The 21,812-nt window shown below is 72.7% G+C and carries 15 protein-coding genes; 7 read left to right on the top strand and 8 right to left on the bottom strand.

The window, feature by feature from the left end; translation table 11 throughout:
* Nucleotides 1-11 precede the first annotated feature (11 nt).
* From C8K30_RS11565 to C8K30_RS11575, 3 genes are all read left to right on the top strand, one after another.
* The gene (locus tag C8K30_RS11565) at nucleotides 12-1,403 is read left to right on the top strand and encodes an ABC transporter substrate-binding protein (RefSeq protein WP_233257123.1); all 1,392 of its coding nucleotides are present in this window, start codon (nucleotides 12-14) and stop codon (nucleotides 1,401-1,403) included.
* 122 nt (nucleotides 1,404-1,525) lie between these two features.
* Nucleotides 1,526-2,512: a carbohydrate ABC transporter permease gene (locus C8K30_RS11570; protein WP_199230444.1), complete on the top strand. Its 987-nt coding sequence runs from the start codon at nucleotides 1,526-1,528 to the stop codon at nucleotides 2,510-2,512.
* The gene (locus C8K30_RS11575; RefSeq protein WP_108493025.1) at nucleotides 2,509-3,438 is read left to right on the top strand and encodes a carbohydrate ABC transporter permease; all 930 of its coding nucleotides are present in this window, start codon (nucleotides 2,509-2,511) and stop codon (nucleotides 3,436-3,438) included. The genes C8K30_RS11570 and C8K30_RS11575 overlap by 4 nt, the downstream gene beginning before the upstream one ends.
* 118 nt (nucleotides 3,439-3,556) lie before the next feature.
* On the opposite strand, the gene C8K30_RS11580 is transcribed toward C8K30_RS11575, so the two are convergent.
* Both C8K30_RS11580 and C8K30_RS31245 read right to left on the bottom strand, forming a co-directional pair.
* Complete coding sequence (locus C8K30_RS11580; protein ID WP_108493026.1) at nucleotides 3,557-4,114, bottom strand: methylated-DNA--[protein]-cysteine S-methyltransferase; 558 nt, start codon at nucleotides 4,112-4,114, stop codon at nucleotides 3,557-3,559.
* A gap of 68 nt (nucleotides 4,115-4,182) precedes the next feature.
* Nucleotides 4,183-6,045 (bottom strand): DNA-3-methyladenine glycosylase 2 family protein, encoded by a 1,863-nt coding sequence (locus C8K30_RS31245; RefSeq protein WP_233257124.1) that lies wholly within the window; start codon nucleotides 6,043-6,045, stop codon nucleotides 4,183-4,185.
* A 514-nt stretch (nucleotides 6,046-6,559) separates the two neighbouring features.
* On the opposite strand from C8K30_RS31245, the gene C8K30_RS11595 reads away from it, so the two are divergent.
* Nucleotides 6,560-11,785 carry an SCO7613 C-terminal domain-containing membrane protein gene (locus tag C8K30_RS11595; protein ID WP_108493027.1) on the top strand — a complete coding sequence of 1,742 codons (5,226 nt, stop codon included), beginning with the start codon at nucleotides 6,560-6,562 and terminating at the stop codon, nucleotides 11,783-11,785.
* Between the two features lie 58 nt (nucleotides 11,786-11,843).
* On the opposite strand, the gene C8K30_RS11600 is transcribed toward C8K30_RS11595, so the two are convergent.
* The 6 genes from C8K30_RS11600 to C8K30_RS11625 form a co-directional block, all read right to left on the bottom strand.
* Nucleotides 11,844-12,821 (bottom strand): alpha/beta hydrolase, encoded by a 978-nt coding sequence (locus C8K30_RS11600; protein WP_233257125.1) that lies wholly within the window; start codon nucleotides 12,819-12,821, stop codon nucleotides 11,844-11,846.
* Complete coding sequence (locus C8K30_RS11605) at nucleotides 12,818-13,579, bottom strand: hypothetical protein (RefSeq protein WP_108493029.1); 762 nt, start codon at nucleotides 13,577-13,579, stop codon at nucleotides 12,818-12,820. Before C8K30_RS11605 ends, C8K30_RS11600 begins: the two co-directional genes overlap by 4 nt.
* On the bottom strand, nucleotides 13,576-14,988 hold the full coding sequence (locus C8K30_RS11610) for an MFS transporter (RefSeq protein ID WP_108493030.1): 1,413 nt from the start codon (nucleotides 14,986-14,988) through the stop codon (nucleotides 13,576-13,578). Before C8K30_RS11610 ends, C8K30_RS11605 begins: the two co-directional genes overlap by 4 nt.
* Nucleotides 14,985-15,641 (bottom strand): helix-turn-helix transcriptional regulator, encoded by a 657-nt coding sequence (locus tag C8K30_RS11615; RefSeq protein WP_108493031.1) that lies wholly within the window; start codon nucleotides 15,639-15,641, stop codon nucleotides 14,985-14,987. The genes C8K30_RS11610 and C8K30_RS11615 overlap by 4 nt, the downstream gene beginning before the upstream one ends.
* Nucleotides 15,642-16,107: 466 nt before the next feature.
* Nucleotides 16,108-16,869, bottom strand: coding sequence for a sulfite exporter TauE/SafE family protein (locus C8K30_RS11620; RefSeq protein WP_108493032.1), 762 nt, complete (start codon nucleotides 16,867-16,869; stop codon nucleotides 16,108-16,110).
* Entirely contained in the window at nucleotides 16,866-17,579 is a 714-nt protein-coding gene (locus C8K30_RS11625) for a FadR/GntR family transcriptional regulator (RefSeq protein ID WP_199230445.1), read from the bottom strand. Before C8K30_RS11625 ends, C8K30_RS11620 begins: the two co-directional genes overlap by 4 nt.
* Nucleotides 17,580-17,685: 106 nt before the next feature.
* On the opposite strand from C8K30_RS11625, the gene C8K30_RS11630 reads away from it, so the two are divergent.
* From C8K30_RS11630 to C8K30_RS11640, 3 genes are read left to right on the top strand one after another with little or no spacing between them, the layout of a single operon-like run.
* Complete coding sequence (locus C8K30_RS11630; RefSeq protein WP_108493033.1) at nucleotides 17,686-19,008, top strand: SLC13 family permease; 1,323 nt, start codon at nucleotides 17,686-17,688, stop codon at nucleotides 19,006-19,008.
* A 5-nt stretch (nucleotides 19,009-19,013) separates the two neighbouring features.
* A complete protein-coding gene (locus tag C8K30_RS11635) occupies nucleotides 19,014-20,267 on the top strand; it encodes a CaiB/BaiF CoA-transferase family protein (protein ID WP_108493034.1) in 1,254 nt (417 codons plus the stop codon).
* A complete protein-coding gene (locus C8K30_RS11640; protein WP_108493035.1) occupies nucleotides 20,264-21,688 on the top strand; it encodes a carboxyl transferase domain-containing protein in 1,425 nt (474 codons plus the stop codon). The genes C8K30_RS11635 and C8K30_RS11640 overlap by 4 nt, the downstream gene beginning before the upstream one ends.
* Nucleotides 21,689-21,812 lie beyond the last annotated feature (124 nt).

Genomic DNA, 21,812 nt, shown 5'->3' on the forward strand with positions numbered 1-21,812 from the left:
AGGAGCACGAGATGACTATCCGGATGGCTTCCAAGCGCCGAGCAATCGCCGTAGCGGCGACCGGCGCGAGCCTGGCCTTGGTCCTCGCGGCCTGTGCCGACACCGATGACGGCGGCGGGGGCGAAGACGAGGCAACCGGCGCTTCCGCGATCGACTGCTCGGTCTTCGAGGAGTTCGGTGACCTCGAGGGCACCGAGGTCAGTGTCTACACCACGATCGTCGAGCCCGAGGCCGAGACCCAGACGGCGTCGTACGTGCCGTTCGAGGACTGCACCGGCGTCACGATCAACTACGAGGGGTCGCGCGAGATGGAAGCGCAGCTCCCCGTGCGCGTCCAGGCCGGCAGCCCGCCGGACATCGCGATCCTGCCGCAGCCAGGCCTGCTCCAGACCCTGGTCAGGGACTACGACGCTGTCCTCCCGGCCCCGGAGCAGGTCGAGGCCAACGTGGACGAGTTCTGGGCCCCGGAGTGGAAGGAGTACGGCACGGTCGACGGCACGTTCTACGCCGCGCCGCTGGGCTCCAACGTGAAGTCCTACGTCTGGTACTCGCCGTCGATGTTCGAAGAGGCCGGCTACGAGGTCCCCCAGACCTGGGACGAGATGATGGAGCTCACGGCCACCATCGCCGAGGGCAACGAGGGCGCGGCGCGCCCCTGGTGCGCGGGCGTGGAGTCCGGTGACGCCACCGGCTGGCCGGGCACGGACTGGATCGAGGACGTGGTGCTCCGCTCCGCGGGCCCCGATGTCTACGACCAGTGGTACACCCACGAGATCCCGTTCAACGACCCGCAGATCGTCGAGGCCTTTGACACCGCGGGCGACATCCTCAAGAACCCGGACTACGTGAACGGCGGCCTGGGCGGCGTCGACTCGATCGCAACGGCGACCTGGACTGACGCCGGGTACCCGATCCTGGACCAGAACTGCTGGATGCACCGCGCTGCGAACTTCTACCAGACGCAGTGGCCCGAGGGCACCGAGGTTTCGCCGGACGGCGACGTCTACGCCTTCTACCTGCCGGCGATCGAGGGTGACGAGAAGCCGACGCTGGTCGCCGGCGAGTTCATCGGCGCCTTCACCGACCGGCCCGAGGTGCAGGCCTTCCAGACCTACCTGTCGAGCGACGCCTGGGCGAACGCCAAGGCGGAAGAAACACCGGCCGGCGGCTGGGTGAGTGCCAACAACGGGCTGGACCCAGAGCTGCTGGCGACGGACTTCGACCGGCTGTCCGCCGAGATCCTCGCCGACCCGGCCACGGTGGCCAGGTTCGACGCGTCGGACCTCATGCCGGCCGCCGTCGGTACCGACTCGTTCTGGAACGGCATGACCGAATGGTTCGCCAGCGACGAGACCAGCCAGCAGGTCACCGACAAAATCGAGGACTCCTGGCCGTCCAAGTGACGTCTGGCCCTCGACCATGACGCGCGGAGGCGTGGGACCTACGGTCCCGCGCCTCCGCCGTCCTAGGCTGAGGGCCGGACCAGTCAACGACGACCGGACCAGGACAGCGACAGGAGATAGCCATGGAGTGGCTACTGCACGCCGGGGACGACCCGGGGCACAAGATCATGTTGATGTTCATCGCGATAGTGCTGTTCGTCGCGCTGATGGGCCTCATCCTTTTCGTGGTCGACCGGCCACGTAACCCATCCCGCTGGTTCGTCGGCTTCGGGTTCGTGGGCGCGGCGCTGGTGCTGCTCACCCTCGGACTCCTGTACCCGGCGGTGCGCACCATCGGGAACTCCTTCATGAACCGCAACAGCACCGAGTACGTCGGGCTGGACAACTACGTCCGGGCCTTCACCGAGCCGCAGTTCCTCATAGTGCTCGGCAACACGGCGCTGTGGGTGCTCGTCGCCCCCCTCGTGGCCACGTTCTTCGGCCTCGCGTACGCCTACCTGGTCGACAAGAGCCGGTTCGAGTCCGTGGCCAAGGGGCTCGTGTTCCTCCCGATGGCCATCTCCATGGTGGGCGCGTCGATCATCTGGAAGTTCGTCTACGAGTTCAAGCCCGTTGGCGTGGAGCAGACGGGCCTGCTCAACCAGTTCATCGTCTGGCTGGGCGGCGAGCCGCAGCAGTTCCTGATCAGCGCGCCGCTGAACACGTTCCTCATCATGGTGGTGTTCATCTGGATCCAGGCGGGCTTCGCGATGACGCTGCTCTCGGCGTCGATCAAGGCGATCCCCGACGACATCACCGAGGCGGCGCGGCTCGACGGCGTCTCCGGCCTCGGCATGTTCTGGCGCATCACGATCCCGAGCATCCGGCCCGCGCTGGTCGTCGTGCTCACCACCATCGCGATGACCACGCTCAAGACCTTCGACATCGTGCGGACGATGACGGCCGGCCAGTTCGACACCTCGATCGTGGCCCTGGAGTTCTACGACCAGCAGTTCCGGCAGGGCGAGTCGGGCCTGAGCGCCGCCCTGGCCGTGCTCCTGTTCGTCATCGTCATCCCGGTGATCGTCTACAACGTGCGCCAGATGCGTATCTCGGAGGAGGTCCGATGAGCACCGTCGAAGCAGATACCGCCGCACCCGAGGTCCCGCGACCGCCGTCGGGCATGAGCGACCGAGCGCGGAAGGCGCGCAAGGCGCTCTCCAACCCGTGGGCGAGCACGCTCGCCGTGATCATCGCCATCCTCTGGACCATTCCGACGGTGGGCCTGCTGGTCACGTCGTTCCGGCCGGAGCTGGACGTGCGGCAGAGCGGCTGGTGGACCGTGTTCGGCGACGCGCTCGCCGGCGAGGGCGTCTTCTCGCTGCAGAACTACGAGACGGCGCTGTTCGACGGGTCGACCGACCTCGCGACCTACTTCGTCAACTCGTTCGTGGTGACGCTGCCCGCGGTGTTCATCCCGATCGTCATCGCGCTGCTGGCCGCCTACGGGTTCGCGTGGATCGACTTCAGGGGCCGCGACTTCCTGTTCGTCGCGATCTTCGCCCTGCAGATCGTGCCGATCCAGATCACGCTCGTGCCGCTGCTGTCGGCGTACGTGGATATGGGGATCAACGGCACGTTCTGGACCATCTGGCTGTCGCACTCGATCTTCGCGCTGCCGCTCGCGATCTTCCTGTTGCACAACTTCATGAAGGACATCCCGAGGTCCCTGGTCGAAGCGGCGCGCATGGACGGCGCCGGCCACGTACAGGTCTTCTTCCGGGTGGTGCTGCCGCTGCTCACGCCTGCGCTCGCGGCGTTCGGCATCTTCCAGTTCCTGTGGGTGTGGAACGACCTGCTGGTCGCGCTGATCATGGGTAACCCGGACACGTTCCCGCTGACCGTGCGCGTTGCCGAGCTGGCGGGCTCGCGCGGCGGCGACTGGCACGTGCTGTCGGCCGGCGCGTTCATCGCGATGATCGTGCCGCTGATCGTGTTCCTGTCGCTGCAGCGCTACTTCGTGCGCGGGCTGCTGGCGGGCGCGGTCAAGGGCTGACCCCGTCCTGTCGGCGGGCCGGGCGGGTCCGCTTCGAGAACGACCTCGGGTACCGAATCCAGCTTGGATCGGTACCCGAGGTCGTTCTCGAAGCAGACGCGTCTGATGTCCGAGCCGACTATCGCGGCAGGGCCTCGCGGGTCAGCAGGCTCTCCTTGATCGGGAGCCCGTAGCGGAAGCCGCCGAGGGTGCCGTCGGTGCGCACGATGCGGTGGCACGGCACGAACAGCGCCGCCGCGTTCATCGCGCATGCCCCTGCGGCCGCGCGCACCGCGGCGGGCCGGCCGGACCGCCGCGCGTACTCGCTGTACGTCAGGCGTTCGCCGGCCTTCACCTCGCGCAGCACGTCCCACGCGTGCGTCCGGAACGGGCCGCTCGCCTGCCGTACGGGCACACGCCCCGGCGCTCCGTGATCGCCGTCGTAGTACGCGCGGACGGCGTCGGCAGCCTCGGCGAGCACGCCGCCCGACGCCGCCGGCCGCGCGAGCGGGTCGGCCTCCGCGGCCGGGCGGAGGGTGGGGTGAACGAGCCCGAGGAGCGCGTCGAGGTCATCGGTCCAGCCGGCTGCGAGCACCGCCTCCTGGGCAGGGCCCCCTGGGGTCTCGCGATCGGCCGGGACGGCGTCGACGATGATGCTGAAGGGACCGTCGGGGGTGGTGAGGGTGGTGGCGTTCATGATCTTCCTTCCATGCGGTCGAGTTGTCGGACGTACGGGTCACCCGGGCGACCCGGGTGTCCGGCACGTCAGGCGGAGCGCCAGAGGTGCATCGCGGCGTACGAGCGCCAGGGCGCCCACGCCGCGCCGCGCCGGGCGAGCTCCTTGAACTGGTGGGGCCGGGGCTCCTCGGTGGAGACCAGGCCGAGCCTGCGCGCGCCGGCGAGCAGCGCGACGTCGCCGTCCATGAGGACGTCGGGGTCGCCGAGCACCCGCAGCGTCACGTAGCCGGCCGTCCACGGGCCGATCCCGGGCCGGGCCACCAGGCGTCGGCGCAGGTCGTCGGGGTCGTCTCCGACGCTCAGGGTGAGGGTTCCGTCCGCGAGGTCCCGCCCCGCGCCGATCACGGTCGCCAGGGTCCGGGCGGGCAGCCGGAGGTGCGCCGGGGCGCCGTCGGCCACCTGGCCGGGCGTAGGGAACAGGCGGGTGAGGCCCTCGAACGCAGAGACGTACGGGGCGCCGACGCCCTGCGCGAGGCGCGACAGGTGCGTGCGCGCGGCGGCGACGCTGATCTGCTGGCCGACGATCGCGCGGACCAGGAGCTCCGCCGGGTCGAGCGTGCCGGGCACCCGGATGCCCGGCACCGCGGCGACCGACGGCGCGAGCACGGGGTCGCCGGCGAGGGCGGAGTCGACGGCGACCGGATCGGCGTCGAGGTCCAGCAGACGGCGCACGCGGGCGACGGCGACGGGCGCGTCGGCCAGGTCGGCGAGCTCGAGGTCCAGCTCGACGCGGCCGCTGCCCGGGCGGGGCACACGCACCTCGAACGCGCCGGGGCCGTGCGGCAGGGCGACGGTGCGGGCATACCGGAGGACGCTCGTGCGGCCGGAGGCTTCCGCGCGGGTCGAAGTGTCCGCGCTGGTCGAAGCGTCCGCGCCGATCGAAGTGTCCGCGCCGGTCGAAGCGTTTGTGCGGGTCGAAGTGTCCGCGGCGGTCGAACCGTCCGCGCCGGTCGAAGGGCTGGCGCCCAGGTCCGCCGACTCCACGCCCTCGATCGCGCGGACGGCCAGGAACTCCAGCACACCCCGCGCGTCAAACGGCTCCCGAACAGGCAGCGCGAGCGAGATCCGCACAGGCTGGTCGGCACTGGCCTCTGGCGAGGACCCGGCGAGGTCGGCACTTGGCATCGAGATCGGTCCAGGCCTGGACCGATCTCGATGCCAACTGCCGACCTCAGCGCCGGACGTCAGCGAGGTGCCGACCTCAGCGCCGGACGTCAGCGAGGTGCCGACCTCAGCGCCGGACGTCAGCGAGGTGCCGACCTCAGCGGAGCGGCCTGGGGTGACACGGCTCGCGGCCTTGCGCACGGGTTTTCGTGCTCGGGCGCGCAGCTCCGACGGCGTCGCGCCGAAGACCTCGGCCACCGTGTCGTTGAACTGCCGGATCGAGCCGAACCCCGCGGCGAAGGCGACGTCGGCCAGGCGCAGCGAGGTGCCGACCAGGAGGGCCCGCGCCGTCTGGGCGCGCTGGGCCCGGGCCAGCGCCAGCGGCCCCGCGCCCAGCTCGCTGACCAGCAGCCGATGCAGCTGGCGCTCGGAGTAGCCCAGCCGGGTCGCCAGCCCGGACACGCCCTCGCGGTCGACGACGCCGTCGGCCACCAGGCGCATGGCGCGGCCCGTGAGGTCGCGGCGCAGGTCCCACGCGGGGGTGCCAGGGGCGGCCTCGGGGAGGCACCGCTTGCACGCGCGGAAGCCGGCCTCGTGCGCGGCGGCGGACGTCAGGTAGAACGAGACGTTCTCGGCCTTCGGCGTGCGCGCCGGGCAGGACGGCCGGCAGTAGATACCGGTGGTGCGCACCGCGGTGTAGAACTGCCCGTCGAAGCGGGAGTCGCGCGCGGCGATGGCGCGGTAACGCTCGGTGAACGCGGGATCGCGGAGCTCGACGTCGGTCATAGCCACCATCCTGCGCCCCGCCGGGACGCGGCGGCTAGCGGGATTCGGACACGGCAGCGTGTGGTGGGCCGTCCAGTGGATCATCGCGGATCACCTTGTGCGCACTTTGCTTCCGGGTGACTTCTGCCTCTGCCAGGATGTCGGAATGTCTGCAACCTGGGCCAGCGACATCGTCGCTCGTCTCACTGACGCCGCGCGCTGCCCTTCTTGCGGGGAACGTCTTGCGTCCACCCTCTGCGGTGCCTGCGGGCTCGAGATCTCGGGAGGGCGCGCTCACGAGGTGTGGCGCCTGTCCGGCGTCGCGGCGGACGCCCTGCGGGAGCGGGACGCAGTGCTCGACGCGATGCGGCGTGCTCAGGACCCGACGCCCGCCGACGGAGGTCGCCCGGGTGCCCGCGTGCCGGACGGCAGGGCTCGCCCCGTCCGGACGGTGGGTTCGCCGGTGGTGACGGCGCCCGCATGGAGGGGCCCCGCTCCGCTGAGACCGACACGACCAGCGGCGGCACGACCGCCGGTGAAGAAGACTCCGCTGCCGGCCGGTCGGGACAGCCCGGGCGCCGCCATGCCGAAAGCCCCGTCCGGTCCGGGCATCTCCTTGCAGCCGATCCTCGCCGGTGCGGGCGCCACGCTGCTCGCGGTATCGGCAGTGGTGTTCGTGTTCTTCACCTTCGGTGACAACCTGATGCTGCGGGCGGTCGTCACCGGGATCGTCACCGCCGCCGCGGTGACCGTCGGGGCGCTGCTGCGCCGGGCCGGGCTGCGCACGACGAGCGAGGCCGTGGCCGCGCTCGCGGTGGTGCTGGCGTGGGTGGACGTCGAGCTGGGCCTGCAGGCGGGCCTGCTCGGAGGGCTGGCCCCGGCGATGGCCCGAGCCGTGGTGCTCGCGGTGCTGGCCCCCGGGTTCGTCGCGCTCGGGTCCTGGCTGCGGGTGCGCTCGTGGGTGTCGGCGGGGCTGGTGTCGGCACTTGTGGTGCCGGTGCTGGTGGTGGCGGGCCTGCCGGGGTCGGTGTGGTCGGCGTGGTGGTGGGTGCTCGCGCTGGCGCTGGTCGGGATCGTGGCGTGGGCGGACATGCGGGCGATGCCCGTGGTCGGGGCCCGAGTCGGTACCCGGCTCGCTGCTGAGACGGCGGTATTGCGGGTGGTGCGCGCGGCCGGGTTCCCGTCAGCGCTGGCTGTGTCGTTCATGACGGTGGCTGTGCCGCCGCTGACCGGGCCGGGTGCGACGGCGGTCCTGTGGTCCGGGGTAGTGGTGGTCGCGTTGGTGCTGGGGTACGTGCTGCGGGTGCGTTCCTGGGTGTCGGCGGGGCTGGTGTCGGCACCGGTGGTGCCGGTACTCGTGATGGCGGGGCTGCCGGGGTCGGTGTGGTCGGCGTGGTGGTGGGTGCTCGCGCTGGTGCTGGTCGCGATCGTGGCGTGGGCGGCGACATGGCTGCTCCCGTCGGTTGCGGGCCGCCTCGGCGGCGGCGCCTCGATGTTCGAGCTCGAGTTCGACGTCTTGCGGGTCGTGCGTGCCGCTGGGCCCCCGCTGGCCCTGGCTGCGTCGTTCGTGGCAGCGGCCGTTCCGGCGGAGACCGTGCCGGGTCTGACGGCGTGGGGCGCGACGGCGATCCTGTGGTCCGGGGTGGTGGTGATCGCGGCGGTGCTCGGGTACCGGCTGCGGGTCGGGGCGTGGGTCTCGGTCGCCCTGCTCGCGGCGCCGGTGGTGCCGGTGCTGGTAGCGGCGGGGCTGCCGGGGTCGGTGTGGTCGGCGTGGTGGTGGGTGCTCGCGCTGGTGCTGGTCGGGATCGTGGCGTGGGCCGCGAGGCAAGTGGCGCCGTCGCTCTCGGAGCGGGTCGGCGCACCGTTCGCCACCGAGCTGAAGACGTTGCGGGTGGTGCGCGCGGCAGGGTTCCCGTCGGCGCTGGCTGCGTCGTTCGTGGCGGCGGCCGTTCCGGCGGAGACCGGGTCGGGTCTGACGGCGTGGGGCGAGACAGCGGTCCTGTGGTCCGGGGTAGTGGTGGTCGCGGGGGCGCTCGGGTATGTGCTGCGGGTGCGTTCGTGGGTGTCGGCGGGGCTGGTGTCGGCGCCGGTGGTGCCGGTGCTGGTGGCGGTTGGGCTGCCGGGGTCGGTGTGGTCGGCGTGGTGGTGGGTACTCGCCCTGGTCGCGGTCGCGCTGACCACCTGGGCGGCGATGCGGCTGCTCCTGCCGTTCGCGGACCGCCTCGGTGATCAGCTCGGCAACCGGCCCGGCCAGGCGTTCGCCGTCGAGACAAGGGTGCTGCGGGTGGTGCGCGCGGCCGGGCTGCCGGCGGCCTTGGCGGCCTCGGCCCTGGCGGCACTGACGGTGCCCGTCGAGCCCCTCACGAGGTTGGGGACCACCGCTGCCCTGTGGTCCGCCGTCGTCCTCGCTGGGCTGGTGCTCGGTCACGTGCTGCGAGTCCGGGCGTGGACATCGGCCGGAGTGCTCGCTGCGCCGGGGATCCCGCTGCTGCTGCTCGGTGCGGTGGAGCTGCCCGACGGCTCGTGGCTGCCGGCCGCAGCAGTCCTGGCCGCCTCCCTCGCGACGCTCCTGGCGCGCGCCGCAGTCGTCGTCTCCGGGCCGCGCATCGGGTCCCGGCTGCGGACCGAGAACGGCGTGCTCGATGTCGTGGCCCTCGTGGCGGTGCCGCTGGCCGTGCTCCTGTCGTTCGGCGTCCGGCAGCCGAACTTGCTCCCGGGTCTGGGTGGCACCGCGACGCTGGTCGCGCTCGCTGCCGTGACCGTGGCGGTGCTGCGCCGCGTCACCCATCACCGGCACTGGACAGTGCTCGGCGGTGTGCTCGCCGTCGGCGCGGGCGGTCTGCTCGGTGCCGTCGGCGAATGGTCCGGGGCAGGCTGGGTCCCGTTCGGTGCCGCGTGTGTGTGGACGGTGCTCGTGCTCCTGACGGCTCCGCGCCTGCTCAGGACAGCGGGCCTCGGCTCCGTCCGCGGGGCGCTCGCCCCGGCGACCCGCGACGACCTGCTGCTGAGCGGCTGGATCGTCGCGGCCGTCTCTGCTGTGCCTGCCGTGCTGCTGGTCGTGGTGCGTGCGATGGACACGTGGATCGCTGCCTGGTCCACTGCACACGCCGGCTGGGACCTGCCTGCCGGGGCACTGGTCGTCCCCGCGTCGTTCGGCCGCCTTGCCGAGGACGCCGACGGCCTGTCGAGCCTGCACCTCCCCTGGGCACACCTGGGGACCGTCGCCGTCGCGATCGTCACGCTGCTGGCGGCGCGCCTCGTCCGACCAGGGCAGCGCCCACGGGCTGAGAACTTCGTGGCGCCCTGGGCGGTTCTGCTGGCCGTGATCGGCGTTGCGCTCGACCCGCGCCTCCTCGCCGTGGTCTCGCTCGCTGCCCTGGCCGTGCTCGCGTCCGTGCTCGTCGCGGCGACGGCGGACCGGTCGACGGCGTGGCGCGGACTCCGCACCGTCGTCGCCGCCGCGCACGGGACGACCAGGGCGCTGGTCCGGGCGTCGGGGCACCTGCGCGTGATCGGCGGTACCGGGGTCACCGGCGCCGACCTGCGTCTCGCCCGGATCGTGGCGCTCACCGGGGCGTTCGTCGTGACCGGCATGCTGCTCGCGTACTCGTGGGTCTCGCGCCCGACGGCCGCTGCGGGCGCGCTCGTCGTCTGCGCGCTGCTGCTGTCGCTGCGCGGCACGCTGCGGGCCCCGGCTCATCCGTGGCTGGTCGGGGCCGGGTACGTGTACCCGTTGATCGTCCTGGGCGTCGTCCTCGCGTGGCTCGACCTGTCAGCCGTCGCCGCGATCTGCACGGTCTCGGCCGTCGCATCACTCGTGACGATCGCTGTCACGCTCGGCAGCCGCACCTCGCGGAACGAGTGGTACGTCGTGCTCGGCGTGACCGCCGGACCGTTCGCGGCGGGCGTGGTGACCGTGGTGTTCGAACGCACCTGGTGGTCGGCGGGTGCCGCCGCGGCCATGCTGGCCCTCGAGCTGGTGCTGCTGCTCACCGCCCGGGTGGGCCTGCCGGGCGTGGTCCGGTCCGGGGCCGCTTTCCTGCTGCTGCCGACGGCGGCCGTCATGGTCACCAGCGCGGGGGCCATGATCCTGGCGGTCTCGGGATCCCCCTACGTCCTGCCGGCTACCGCACTGTTCGTGTCCGCGGTCGCGGGCGGCGCGGCCCGGGTGGCGGAACGGATAGCGACACGGGTGCCCGGCGGCGGCCCCGGGCTCGCGGCTGGCGTGCGCCAGAGCCTGGAGCGGTCCGCGCTGCTCACGGGTGCCATCACGATCTTCCTCGCGTACGCCCGGCCGGCCGCGGGGCCGGACATCGCCGTCGCCGTGCTGCTGCTGCTCGGCGCCGGTGCCGCGCTCGTCGCGCGGGAGCCCGGACGGCAGCGCGTCTGGCCGCTCGCCGGCGCTCTGCTGCTCGCCGCGCTGTGGACCGCGCTGGCCGCCGGCGACGTGCGGCTGGTCGAGGCGTACACCTTCCCGCCCGCGGCGGGCGCGACGTTGTTGGGCGTGCTCCTGGCGTGGCGCCTGGGAGACGCGCGGGCCGCGACGCACGCATGGCGTCTCGCCGCAGCTGGGGCCGGGCTCGCCGTGGTGCCGAGCCTCGTCGTCCACCTGACCCGCACCGAGACCGCGGACTGGCGGGCGTTCGCCCTGGTGGGCGGGGCTGCTATCGCGCTGGGGTCCGCGTACGTCCTGGGGTTGCCGCGTATGCGCGAGCGGCTGGCCTTCCTGGGCGAGTCGTGGACGCACCCGACGCGGCGCGGGCTCGTCGCGCTGGCTGCGCTCGGCGCCCTGGGCGGGGTGATCGAGTCGCTGCACGTCGCACGTGAGCCGCTGTCCTGGTTCGGGTCCGACAGCGAGACGCTGCGCTCGTTCGAACCCCTGCCCCGCCTGACGTGGTACGACGGCGCCCCGCTCGGGGTGCCGATCGCGCCCGACTGCGTGTTCGCCGTCGGGCTCGGGTGGGCCGTCCTGGCCGGTGCGCTCCTGCTCGGCGCCGCCGCGGTGGCCCGGCCGGCGGCCGGCGGCCGGCTGGCGGTCTGGCTCGACCGCTGGGGCCTGGCGCCAGGCCTGGTGCTCGCGACGCTCGGTGCGGTGGCGAACGCTCGGCCCGTATGGGGCTCGATCGTGCTGCTGCTGGCGCTGGAGCTTGTGCTGCTCGCGGTGCTCGTGCTGGTCACGCGACGGATGGGGCGGGCCGGGCTGGGCGTGCCGCCGTGGCTGGTCTGGCTGTGCGCCGTCGCTGCCGCGATCGGTGCCTGGTCGCCGCGCGAGCTGCGCGTCGAGGTGTTCTCCGTGGCACTGGGCGTGGGCCTGATCTGGTCCGGCGCGATAGCGATGCGCAGGTGGACCACGGCGGGGGAGTCGAAGGACGCCACGGGCACCCTGATGAGCTGGCCCGTCGGCTACGCGGGCTCCTGGCGCACCCTCGGATGGGGCGTCGCGGCTCTCGTCGGCCCGTCGGTGCTGTCCACCGCCACCGACCCGCTGACGGTCCGGGCATCCGCGGTCGTGCTCGCCGCGCTGGCGGCTGTTCTCGTCGGGTCGCGCCTGCGCTTGTCGGCGCCGTTCTGGATCGGCGTGTGGGCGCTGGCTGCCGAGGTCGTGGTCGTGTTCGCCAAGCTGGGGGTGGGTGTCTCGCCGCTGCCGTGGATCCTCACCCTCGTCCCGGCCGCCGTCGTCCTGCTCATCATCGCGACGCTCGACGAGCGGCGCACATCCGCCTCCGGCGGCACGGCGGCATACCTGCGTGATCTGCGCTGATCGGTCGCGGGGCCCGAGCGCCGCGAACGGGAGGTGGCTGGGCGCGGCGAGGCCGCCGTCAGACCTTCGCGTCCAGCCAGTCCAGCACCGTGGTCAGGTACTTCTCCCGGGCGGGCTTCGGGGACAGCACGAGGTCGTGGGCGCCGCCCTCGATGACCGAGACGTCCACGGCCGGCCCCAGCTTCGGGGCGCGAGCGTGCATGTGCGCGACGTCGAGGACCGCGTCCGTGCTGAGCATCACCGCCGCCTCGCCGCTGCCGGGCCCCGTCCGGTCGCTGACGCACATGAGCACCGGGCACTGCACGGGCAGCCCGCGCCCGACCGTCCGATGGCCGCGCCGGATCGCGGCCAGCCAGCCCGCCTGGACGGGGAACCCGCCGTGCGGCTTCCAGGCCAGGTCGTAGTCCCACTCGCCGCCCGTGGCCTGGTGCAGGGCCCGGCCGTAGTCCTCGCCGGGCTTGTTCACCACGGTCCGGGGCGCGATCCGCCCGAGCGCGTACACCGCCTGGGTGACCAGGGTCCGGTCCGACCAGCTGCCCTTCAGGTCGAACCACGGGCTGTTCAGCACGAGGGCCGTCACCCGGTCGGGTCGCGCGTTCGCGTACATCGAGGTGATGAGCCCGCCCGTCGAGTGCCCCAGGAGCACCAGCCCGGTGTGGCCCTCCGCGGCGATGACGTCCGCGGCAGCGTCGAGGTCCTGCTGGTAGAGCAACAGGTCGTTGACCATGTTGGCGTCGCCGCCCGCCGTCGTCCACGCGTTGATGGAGCGCCCGTGGGCCCGCAGGTCGATGGCGTAGAACGGGTAACCGCGCCCCGCGACGGCCTCGGCGAGGTGCCGCTGGAAGAAGTAGTCGGTGTACCCGTGCACGTACAGCACGGGCGGGCGCCCGACGCCGGGCCCGTCCTCGGGCATGTAGCGGACCAGGGTGGCCTCGGCGCCGCCCGGCAGCCGCAGCGTGCGGGCGTCGAAGCCCGCCCCCAGCACGTCCTCGGTCCAGTCGTTCCCGGTCTCGTCCATGTCGCTCCCGTGCGTCATGCCTGCGCGTGGTCAGCCTGCCGTGTGCGCTGCCGTCGGCTGACCATATAGGTAACGAGCCCGCCGACGACGAGCACGAGGAACGTGGCGAGGGTGATCGGCGTGCCCCAGTCGCTGATGACGCCGTCCGCGGCGTGCGGCACCGCGGTGGGCGTCGCCTCCGCCGTCGGCTCGGCAGTGGGTCCGGGGCCGACGGCGGCCGCCGTGGCCGGGCCGCGCGCCGACAGGCTCGTGGCCTGCGCCGCGTCCGGGCGCCACGTGACGGTGCTGCCGTCGATCGCGCCGTCGGCCTCCGTGACGGGGCCGGGGAAGGTGACCGCGACGGTGGCCTCGACGGAGCCGAGCAGACCCTCCGGCGCGTCCTCGATGCCCTCGACGCGCTTCGACAGGTCGAGCACGCCCGAGACCACGTACTCGTCCCCCTCGCGGGCGACCTCGAGGTCGCCGTCGCTGATCTTGGCGAGCGTCGCCACGGGCTCGTCGTCGAAGACGTAGCGGGAGCCGGTGTAGCCGTCCTCGGCGTACGGCTCCTCCGTCACGGTGTCCGGGACGTCGCCGACCACCTGGTCCTTGTACTCGGCCCAGACGTCGGCGGGGTCGCCGCCCAGCAGCCCGGCGGCGTCGTCGGCCATGGCGATGACGAGCGTGCCGTCGGCCGTGTCGTGGTCGGTGAGCGTGGTCTGCAGGTCGAGGCGCACGCATCCCGAGAGCGCCAGGGTCACGAGCACCGCGCCGGCGAGGGCTCGGGTGAAGTTCACCCCGCCAGTGTGCCCGACATACGCCGCGCGCGACCAGACAGCATCCGTTCCCGGCGCAGCGCGGGGAGGAAGCACGCGGCGCCAAGTGTGCTGAACACCCCGCCGAGCACCATGGCCGCCGGCGTGGACAGCAGGCCCGCCGTCCAGCCGAGGGCGGGGGCGGCAAGGGAGTAGGCCGCGAACGAGAGCATCGACGCCATGGACAGCACGGTCGACCGATTCCGGGACTCGGCCTCGCGGTGCAGCAGCGCCTGGTAGGCGGGCCCGCACGCGCCGTGCAGCCCGTAGGTCACGAAGTAGGCAGCGATCAGCCCGACCGGGCCGAGCGCGAGCCCCATCCACACGGCCCCGAGCCCGTTGAGGACGCGGGCCAGGATCGCCGTTCGGGCCACGCCGAGGCGGGGCGTGGCGAGGCCGGTCAGCGCGGCGCCACCCGCGAACACCGCCCATCCGACGGCCGCGACCGGGCCGGAGACCGCTGCCGCGGCCTCGGTCCCGCCCAGGAGCTCGGCCAGGCGGATCGGCTGGAACGTCTCGTACACCACCATCCCTACGCTCCAGAACACCTCGACGAGCAGCAGCCACCGCAGCACCCGGTTGTCCCGCGCCAGGCGCAGGCCGTCGCGGACCACCCCGGGCGCCTGGCGCGCGGACTCGAGCATCCGGCCCGCGACACCCCTGCTGCCCGACGGCGGCAGGGCCGGCGTCGCGCCGGGTCCGGCAGCTCCGGCGTCCTCGGCAGCGACGTTCCGGGCCACGGCGTTCTTTGGCACCGCGCCCTGGGCTCCGGCGTCCTCGGTCGCGGGCGCAGTGGTGCGGGGCGCCTCGCGGACCAGGATCGTCACGGCGACCAGGTGAACCGCCGAGAGCACCGCGTACACCGCGTAGGGGAGCGCCATCGCGGACCACGCGTCGAACGGGTGCCACCAGACGAGCCCGCCCGAGACGAGGGCACCGGCGGCCATCGAGACACCCAGCACGGTGCTGTGCGCGGCCAGCGGCCGGTCGACGTCGGCCCCCGGCTCGGTGGCGTGCACCGTGTCGACGAACCAGGCCTCCAGCGGGCCGGAGTCGAGTGCCCGGAAGATGCCCGTGACCGCCGCTGCCAGGGCGAACGACCAGAACGTCTGCGCGGTGAGGAACAGGACGGCCGCCGCCACCTGCAGCGCCGCGGCCGCGACGAGCATCGGGCGACGGCCCACGGAGTCGGCCAGGCCGCTGGTGGGCAGCTCCAGGAGGAACACCGTGAACCCGGTGAGGGAGAGCGCCGTGAGCGCCTCGGGCACCGACAGCCCGCGCTGGATCGGCAGCAGCGTGGTCACCGTGACGATCAGCCCCACGGGGAACCACCGGGTCAGGGTCAGCAGCAGGAAGACCTGCCGGGCCCGGGCCGGCGTCAGCGGCGTCATGGCTGGTCCTCGGCGTCCGTTCCGGTGTCCGGGCCGTCTTTGCTGTCCGGATCGTCGTCCGTGCCGGCGTCGTTGTCCGCACCTGGGATGTCGTCCATCTCCAGCGGGAAGGCGGCCTGCCAGACGGCGACGCGTACGGCGCCGGGGCCGCCGCCGGCCGTTTCGTAGCGCTCGAACAGCTGGTCCAGGTCCGCGCGGAGCGCTACGAGCTGCACGGCGTTCAGGCTGAGCCAGGTGTCGCCCAGTCCAGCGGCATCCTGCCACTCGCTGGGCCATGCCTCGGCGACGTCGAGCCAGTGGCCGAACTCGGTGCTGAACAGGCGGAGGTAGTCGCGCTGCAGCCAGCTCAGCGCGGTGGCCGCGTCCTCGTCGGCGGACAGCTCCGAGGGTGCCCAGCTGTGGGAGCTCGTGGCGGCGCGCCACAGCCGCTGCTTGCCAGTGCCCTCGCCCGTGTCCGTGACCAGGCCGACGGACTCCAGCTTGCGCAGGTGATAGCTGGTGGCGCCCGAGTTGGTGCTCAGCGTCGTCGCGAGCGAGGTCGCCGTCGCCGGGCCGCCGCGCCGCAGGGTGCCGAGCAGGCGCGAGCGCAGCGGGTGGGCGAGCACCTTGACGGCCTCGGGGGTGAGGCGGAAGTCGTCAGGGGAAGTGGTCATGCGTGCACAATAACCATGCACAAGTTTTGTGCACAAGAGTTATGCATAGGATCTTTGCGACGGACGAGCCAGGGTGGGCCAGCCGCGCGGCCTGCCCACAGGTCGCATGCGCGGCAGCAGCCGACGCTGTCACGCCCGCACACGGCGCCGGATGCTGAACCGCAAGTTGCGTGCCGACCATCCCATCGGCCAGCGGCCGAACCGCAAGTTGCGTGCCGCCCACCCCATCGGCCAGCGGCCGAACCGCAGGTCGGCCGTCGATCACGCCGCCGAGCCGCAAGTTGGTCGTCGTGCGAAGGGTCGAGCCGCAAGGCGCGTGTCGATGCGGGGTCCGGACGACGTGTCTGCTGCGGTTCGGCTCTGGATCCGCGACCAACTTGCGGTTCGGCGTTGTCCGATGGGGTGAGGGACTCACGACTTGCGGTTCGGCCCTGGGCTGCCCCGCCCCGGCCGTGCCCGGTCCCGATCAGATGAGCATGAACGCCGCGGTCCCAACACCCGCGATCACCACGAGCACCCGGAACACGACCGGCGGCATCTTGCGCCCCACTCGTGCCCCGATGTATCCGCCCACGACGGACCCGGCGGCGAGCAGCCCGATCGCCACCCAGTCCAGCTCGGCGACGGCCACGAAGACGACGGTGGCCACGACGTTCGCGGCCAGCACGGCGATGGTCTTGAGCGCGTTCACGATCCGCACCGGCAGGTCGGTCCCGAGCCCGAGCACCGCGGCCATCATGACGCCGGACCCGGCGCCGAAGTAACCGCCATACGCGCCCGTGAGGACCGCGAACACCACGGTCGCCGGCGACATGTCGTGGCGCAGGCGGGCGGGCTCGTTCCGGGTGCGGCCCAGCCACCTGCTGATCCACGGCTGCGCGCCGACGAGCAGGCAGGAGAGCAGGATCAGCCAGGGCACCACCGCCTCGAACACGCCCGGTGGGAGTGCGAGCAGCAGGATCGCCCCGGCCACCGACCCGATCGCGCAGGTCACGAGCACGATCACGGTCGCGCGGGGGTGTTCGCGCAGCTCCTGGCGGTAGCCGAACGAGCCGCTCAGCGCGCCGGGCACGAGGCCCACCGTGTTCGACGCGTTCGCGACGACGGGCGGCAACCCGACGGCGAGCAGCACCGGGAAGCTGAGGAGCGACGCCACGCCCACCGTCGAGGTGAGGATGCCGGCCCCGAGCCCCGCGCCGAGAACACCGAGGTGTTCCCAGCCGGTCACCGCTCGTCCTCCCGCAGGAGTGCCACATCGCTGACCATCTCGACGTGCGCGTGCATGGCCGCGGCCGCGGCCGCCGGGTCGCTCACCCGGATCGCGTCCGCGATCGCGCGGTGCCCGGTCAGGGAGTTGCGCGGCCGGCCCGGCTGCGAGAGCGACTCGATCCGGCTCTCCCGGATAAGGCTGGCGATCTCCCGCATGGTCTGGGCCAGGAGGTCGGAGTGTGCGGCCGCGGTCACCGCCGCGTGGAACTGCTCGTCGGCCTCCACGCCGCGGTCCCCGCGCTCGATGGCGGTCTCCATCGCATCCAGGGAGGCGTCGATGGCGGTGAGATCGTCCTCGGTGCGGCGCTGTGCGGCCAGTGCGGCGATCTTGGTCTCGAGCGCGTCGCGGATGTCGATGATCTCGGGCATCCGGTCGGCGTGCGCGCGGATGGCCTCGACGATGCGGCTCTCGCTGTGCTTGCCGGTCAGCACCGTGCCGTCCCCGTGCCGCACCACGACGACGCCGACCACCTCGAGCGCGACGAGGGCCTGGCTGAGGGTCGCGCGGCTGACGCCGAGGCGTGCGGCGAGCTCGCGCTCGGGCGGCAGCCGGTCCCCGGCCTGGAGCCCGTTCTGCCGGATCCAGGCGGTGATCTGCTCCGCTACCTGCTCGTAGAGGCGGGTGCGGGCCAGCGGTGCCGGCAGTTCGGCTGGAGCCTTTGGGGTCACTACCCGAGAGTACTTGACAGATGAGCCAATGGCTTATTGGCTAGGCCACTGATCCATCGTGTCTCGTCGGTCAAAGGTGTCCGCCGCGATGGGAAGAGGAGTTGTCATGGGTCCTGAGTGGATCGCGATCATCGCGCTGGTCGCGTTGTTCGTCGCCGGGACAGTCCTGCCGATCAACATGGGCGCGCTCGCCTATGTCGCGGCGTGGTTTGTCGGCGTCTTCGCCTTGCACATGGATGAGAAGGAGGTACTGGGCGGCATCAGCGCCGACCTCGTGCTGACCCTCGTCGGCGTCACGTACCTGTTCTCCATAGCCAAGAACAACGGCACCGTCGACCTCATCGTCTCCAAAGCCGTCCAGGCGGTCGGTGGACGGGTGGCCCTGATCCCCTGGGTCATGTTCGCCGTGACCGCGCTGCTGACCGCCATCGGCGCGGCGAGCCCGGCGGCCTGCGCCATCATCGGCCCGGTCGCGCTAGGGTTCGCCCGCCGCTACAAGATCAACCCGCTCATGATGGGCATGTTCGTGGTGCACGGCGCCCAGGGCGGCGGGTTCTCCCCGATCAGCATCTACGGCACCATCACCAACTCGGTGATGGCCGACGTCGGCTACGAGGGCACCGAGATGGGCGTGTTCATCGCGTCGCTCGCGATCAACACCGCGATGGCCGTGATCCTGTTCCTCGCGCTCGGCGGCCGCCAGCTGATGCGCGAGCGGGTCGACCCCGCCGACGCGTCCGACCACCTCGTCGACGACCTGCACCGCGGCGGCACGTCCGTGCTCGCCAGCGGCCAGGGCGCCGCCGTCTCGACCACGACGCGTGGCCTCGGCGTGCGCCGCGACCACGTGCTGACCCTCGTCGCCTTCGCGGCGGTCGCCGTGACGGCGCTCGCGTTCGACCAGAACATCGGCTTCGTCTCGATCACCGCCGCCGTCGTGCTGGCGATGCTGTCCCCGCAGCAGCACAAGGACGCCGTCAAGCAGATCGCCTGGCCCACCGTCCTGCTGGTAGCGGGCGTGAGCACCTACGCAACGATCCTCAATGCGGCGGGCTCGCCCGAGTACATCGGCAACTGGGCGGCGGGCCTCGGCATCGTCACGATCGGGGCGCTGGTGCTCTGCTACGTCGGCGGCATCGTCTCCGCGTTCGCGTCGTCGACGGCGCTGCTGCCGGTCATCATCCCGATCGCCGTACCGCTCATCGCCGGCGGCGGCGTCAGCCCCTGGGCCATGGCCGCTGCCCTGGCGGTCTCCTCGACCATCGTCGATGTCAGCCCCTTCTCCACGAACGGAGCCCTGATGCTCGCCAACCGCCCGGACACGATCTCGGAGCAGGCCTACTACAGGCAGATCCTCAACTACGCCATCATCGTCACCCTCGCGGGGCCGCTGCTGGTGTGGGGCATCCTCGTCCTGCCGGGCTGGTGAGCACCATGACCGGACCCCTGGACGACGTCGTCGTCGTCGACCTCTCCCGGGCCCTCGCGGGACCGCACGCCACGATGATGCTGGGCGATCTGGGCGCTCGCGTCGTCAAGGTGGAGGTGCCCGACCGGGGCGACGACACGCGTGGCTGGGGTCCGCCGTTCGTCGGGGAGGAGGGCGCGCGCGAGTCGACGTACTTCCTGTCCGCGAACCGCAACAAGGAGTCGATAGCGCTCGACCTCAAGGCCGACGTCGGCCGGGCGACCCTCCTGGAGCTCGTCGACCGTGCCGACGTGCTCGTGGAGAACTTCCGGCCCGGGGTGCTGGACCGGCTCGGGCTCGGCGTCGAGACGCTGCTGGAGCACAACCCGCGCCTGGTGGTGCTCTCGATCACCGGGTTCGGGCACGACGGCCCCGAGGGCGGCCGCGCCGGGTACGACCAGATCGCCCAGGGCGAGGCCGGTCTGATGTCCCTGACGGGATCCGGCCCGGACGACCCGCAGCGTGTCGGCGTCCCGATCGGCGACCTGCTCGCCGGGATCTACGGCGCTTATGGCGTGCTCGCGGCGCTGCACGAGAGGCACCGGACCGGCGTCGGGCAGGTCGTGCGGACGTCGCTGCTCGCCGCCGTCACCGGCGTGCACGCGTTCCAGGGCACGCGGTGGACGGTCGCCGGGGAGGTGGGGCACGCGCAGGGCAACCACCACCCTTCCATCGCGCCGTACGGCCTGTTCCGCTGCCGTGACGGCGCCGTCCAGATAGCCGTCGGGTCCGAGGCGCTGTGGCAGAGGCTCTGCCTGGCCTTCTCGCTCGACGCGGACGCTGAGGGCATGCGGGACAACGCGGAGCGAGTGGCCCATCGCGACCAGGTCGTCGAGCTGGTCGAGGGCGCCTTTGCCGGGTATGACGCCGACGCGCTGCTGACCCGGCTCGCCGACGCCGGGATCCCGGCGGGCCGGGTGCGTACGCTCGACGAGGTGTACGCATGGGAGCAGACGGCCAGCCAGGGCCTGCTCGTGGACGTGAAGCACACGAGCCTCGGCACGGTGACGCTGCCGGGTCCGCCGCTGCGGTTCTTCGACCCGTCCGGCGCCGAGGTCACCCGGCGGGACCACCAGGCGCCGCCGGTGCTGGACGAGCACGCGGCCCGGATCAGGGCCTGGCTCGACGCGGCCCGACCGACGGCGGGGCCGTCGGGCCTGCCCGGGACGTCGGGCACGCCCACGGCGACGCCCGCCCCGGAACCGGAGGCCGGTCCGTGACCCGCCGCTGGACGGCGCGCGAGCTGCTCGACCTGGTCCTCGACGCGGGCAGCTTCGAGTCCTGGGACGAGCCGGTCGACACGTCCGGGCACCCGGAGGAGTACCGGACGGTGCTCGCGGCCGCGGCGGAGAAGGCGGGCACCGACGAGTCGGTGCTCACCGGACGGGGGCGCGTCCGGGGGCGGCCCGTGGTGGTCGTCGTGAACGAGTTCCGGTTCCTCGGCGGCTCCATCGGCCGGTCCGCGGCCCAGCGGATCACCGCCGCCGTCCGCCGCGCTACGGCGGAACGCCTGCCCGTCCTCGCGACGACGGCGTCGGGCGGCACCCGGATGCAGGAGGGCACCCCCGCGTTCCTGAAGATGGTCGAGATCTCCCGCGCCGTCATGGACCACCGCGACGCCGGCCTGCCCTACCTCGTGTACCTGCGGCACCCCACGACCGGCGGCGTGTACGCGTCGTGGGGCTCGCTCGCACACCTCACGGTCGCCGAGCCCGGGGCGCTCATCGGGTTCCTCGGGCCGCGCGTCGTCGAGGCCCTGACCGGCAAGGCATTGCCCGACGGCGTCCAGTCCGCCGAGAACCTCGCCGCCAAGGGGGTGCTCGACGGCGTCGTCGCCCCCGAGAACCTGCCCGCGCTGGTGGAGCGGGCGCTCGCGGTGCTCGTCGACCCGCCGTCGCCGTCGTCCCTGCCCCGCAGGGAAGGTGAGCCGTCCGGGACGACGTCGGCGTGGGACTCCGTGCTGCGGACCCGGGCCGCCGACCGGGTGGGGGTGCGGGACCTGCTGCGCTACGGGGCCTCGGGGACCGTCCGCTTGTCCGGTACGGACGAGGGCGAGCGTGACGAGTCGATGCTGGTCGCGCTCACGCGGCTGGGCGGGCAGCCGTGCCTGGTCGTGGGCCAGGACCGGACCCGGCAGACCGACCGCACCCCGATGGGACCCGCCGCGCTGCGCGTGGCGCGGCGCGCGATGGGGCTGGCCGAGGAGCTGCGGCTGCCCCTGGTCGCGGTGATAGACACACCGGGGGCCGAGCTGTCGCAGGACGCCGAGGAGGGTGCACTGGCCGGCGAGATCGCACGCTGCATGGCCGTGCTCACGCAGCTGACCGTACCGACGCTGTCGGTGATCCTGGGGCAGGGCTGCGGCGGAGGGGCGCTCGCGTTGCTGCCGGCGCAGGTGGTGATCGCGGCCGAGCACGCCTGGCTGTCGCCGCTGCCGCCCGAGGGCGCGAGCGTCATCGTGCACGGGGACACCACGCACGCGGCCGCGATGGCCGAGGCACAGCACATCCGGGCGGTCGACCTGCTCGCCGAGGGCGCGGTGCAGCGCGTGGTCCCCGAGCACGACGGCGACACGGCGCGGGACGTCGCCGTCGCGGTCGCGGCGGAGTGCGCGGCGGTGCTGAGCGCTCTCCGGGGGTGACCATACGAATCTGAGGTGCGTTGCTCTGGGACGCTTCTATGTTCGTCAAGTGGTGGGTGCGAGGGTGTTGGTCCGGGTCAGGAGTCGGTAGATCTTGCGGGTGAGGTAGCGCTTGAGCTGGCGG

Source organism: Promicromonospora sp. AC04 (assembly GCF_003058225.1).
Lineage (GTDB): Bacteria > Actinomycetota > Actinomycetes > Actinomycetales > Cellulomonadaceae > Promicromonospora.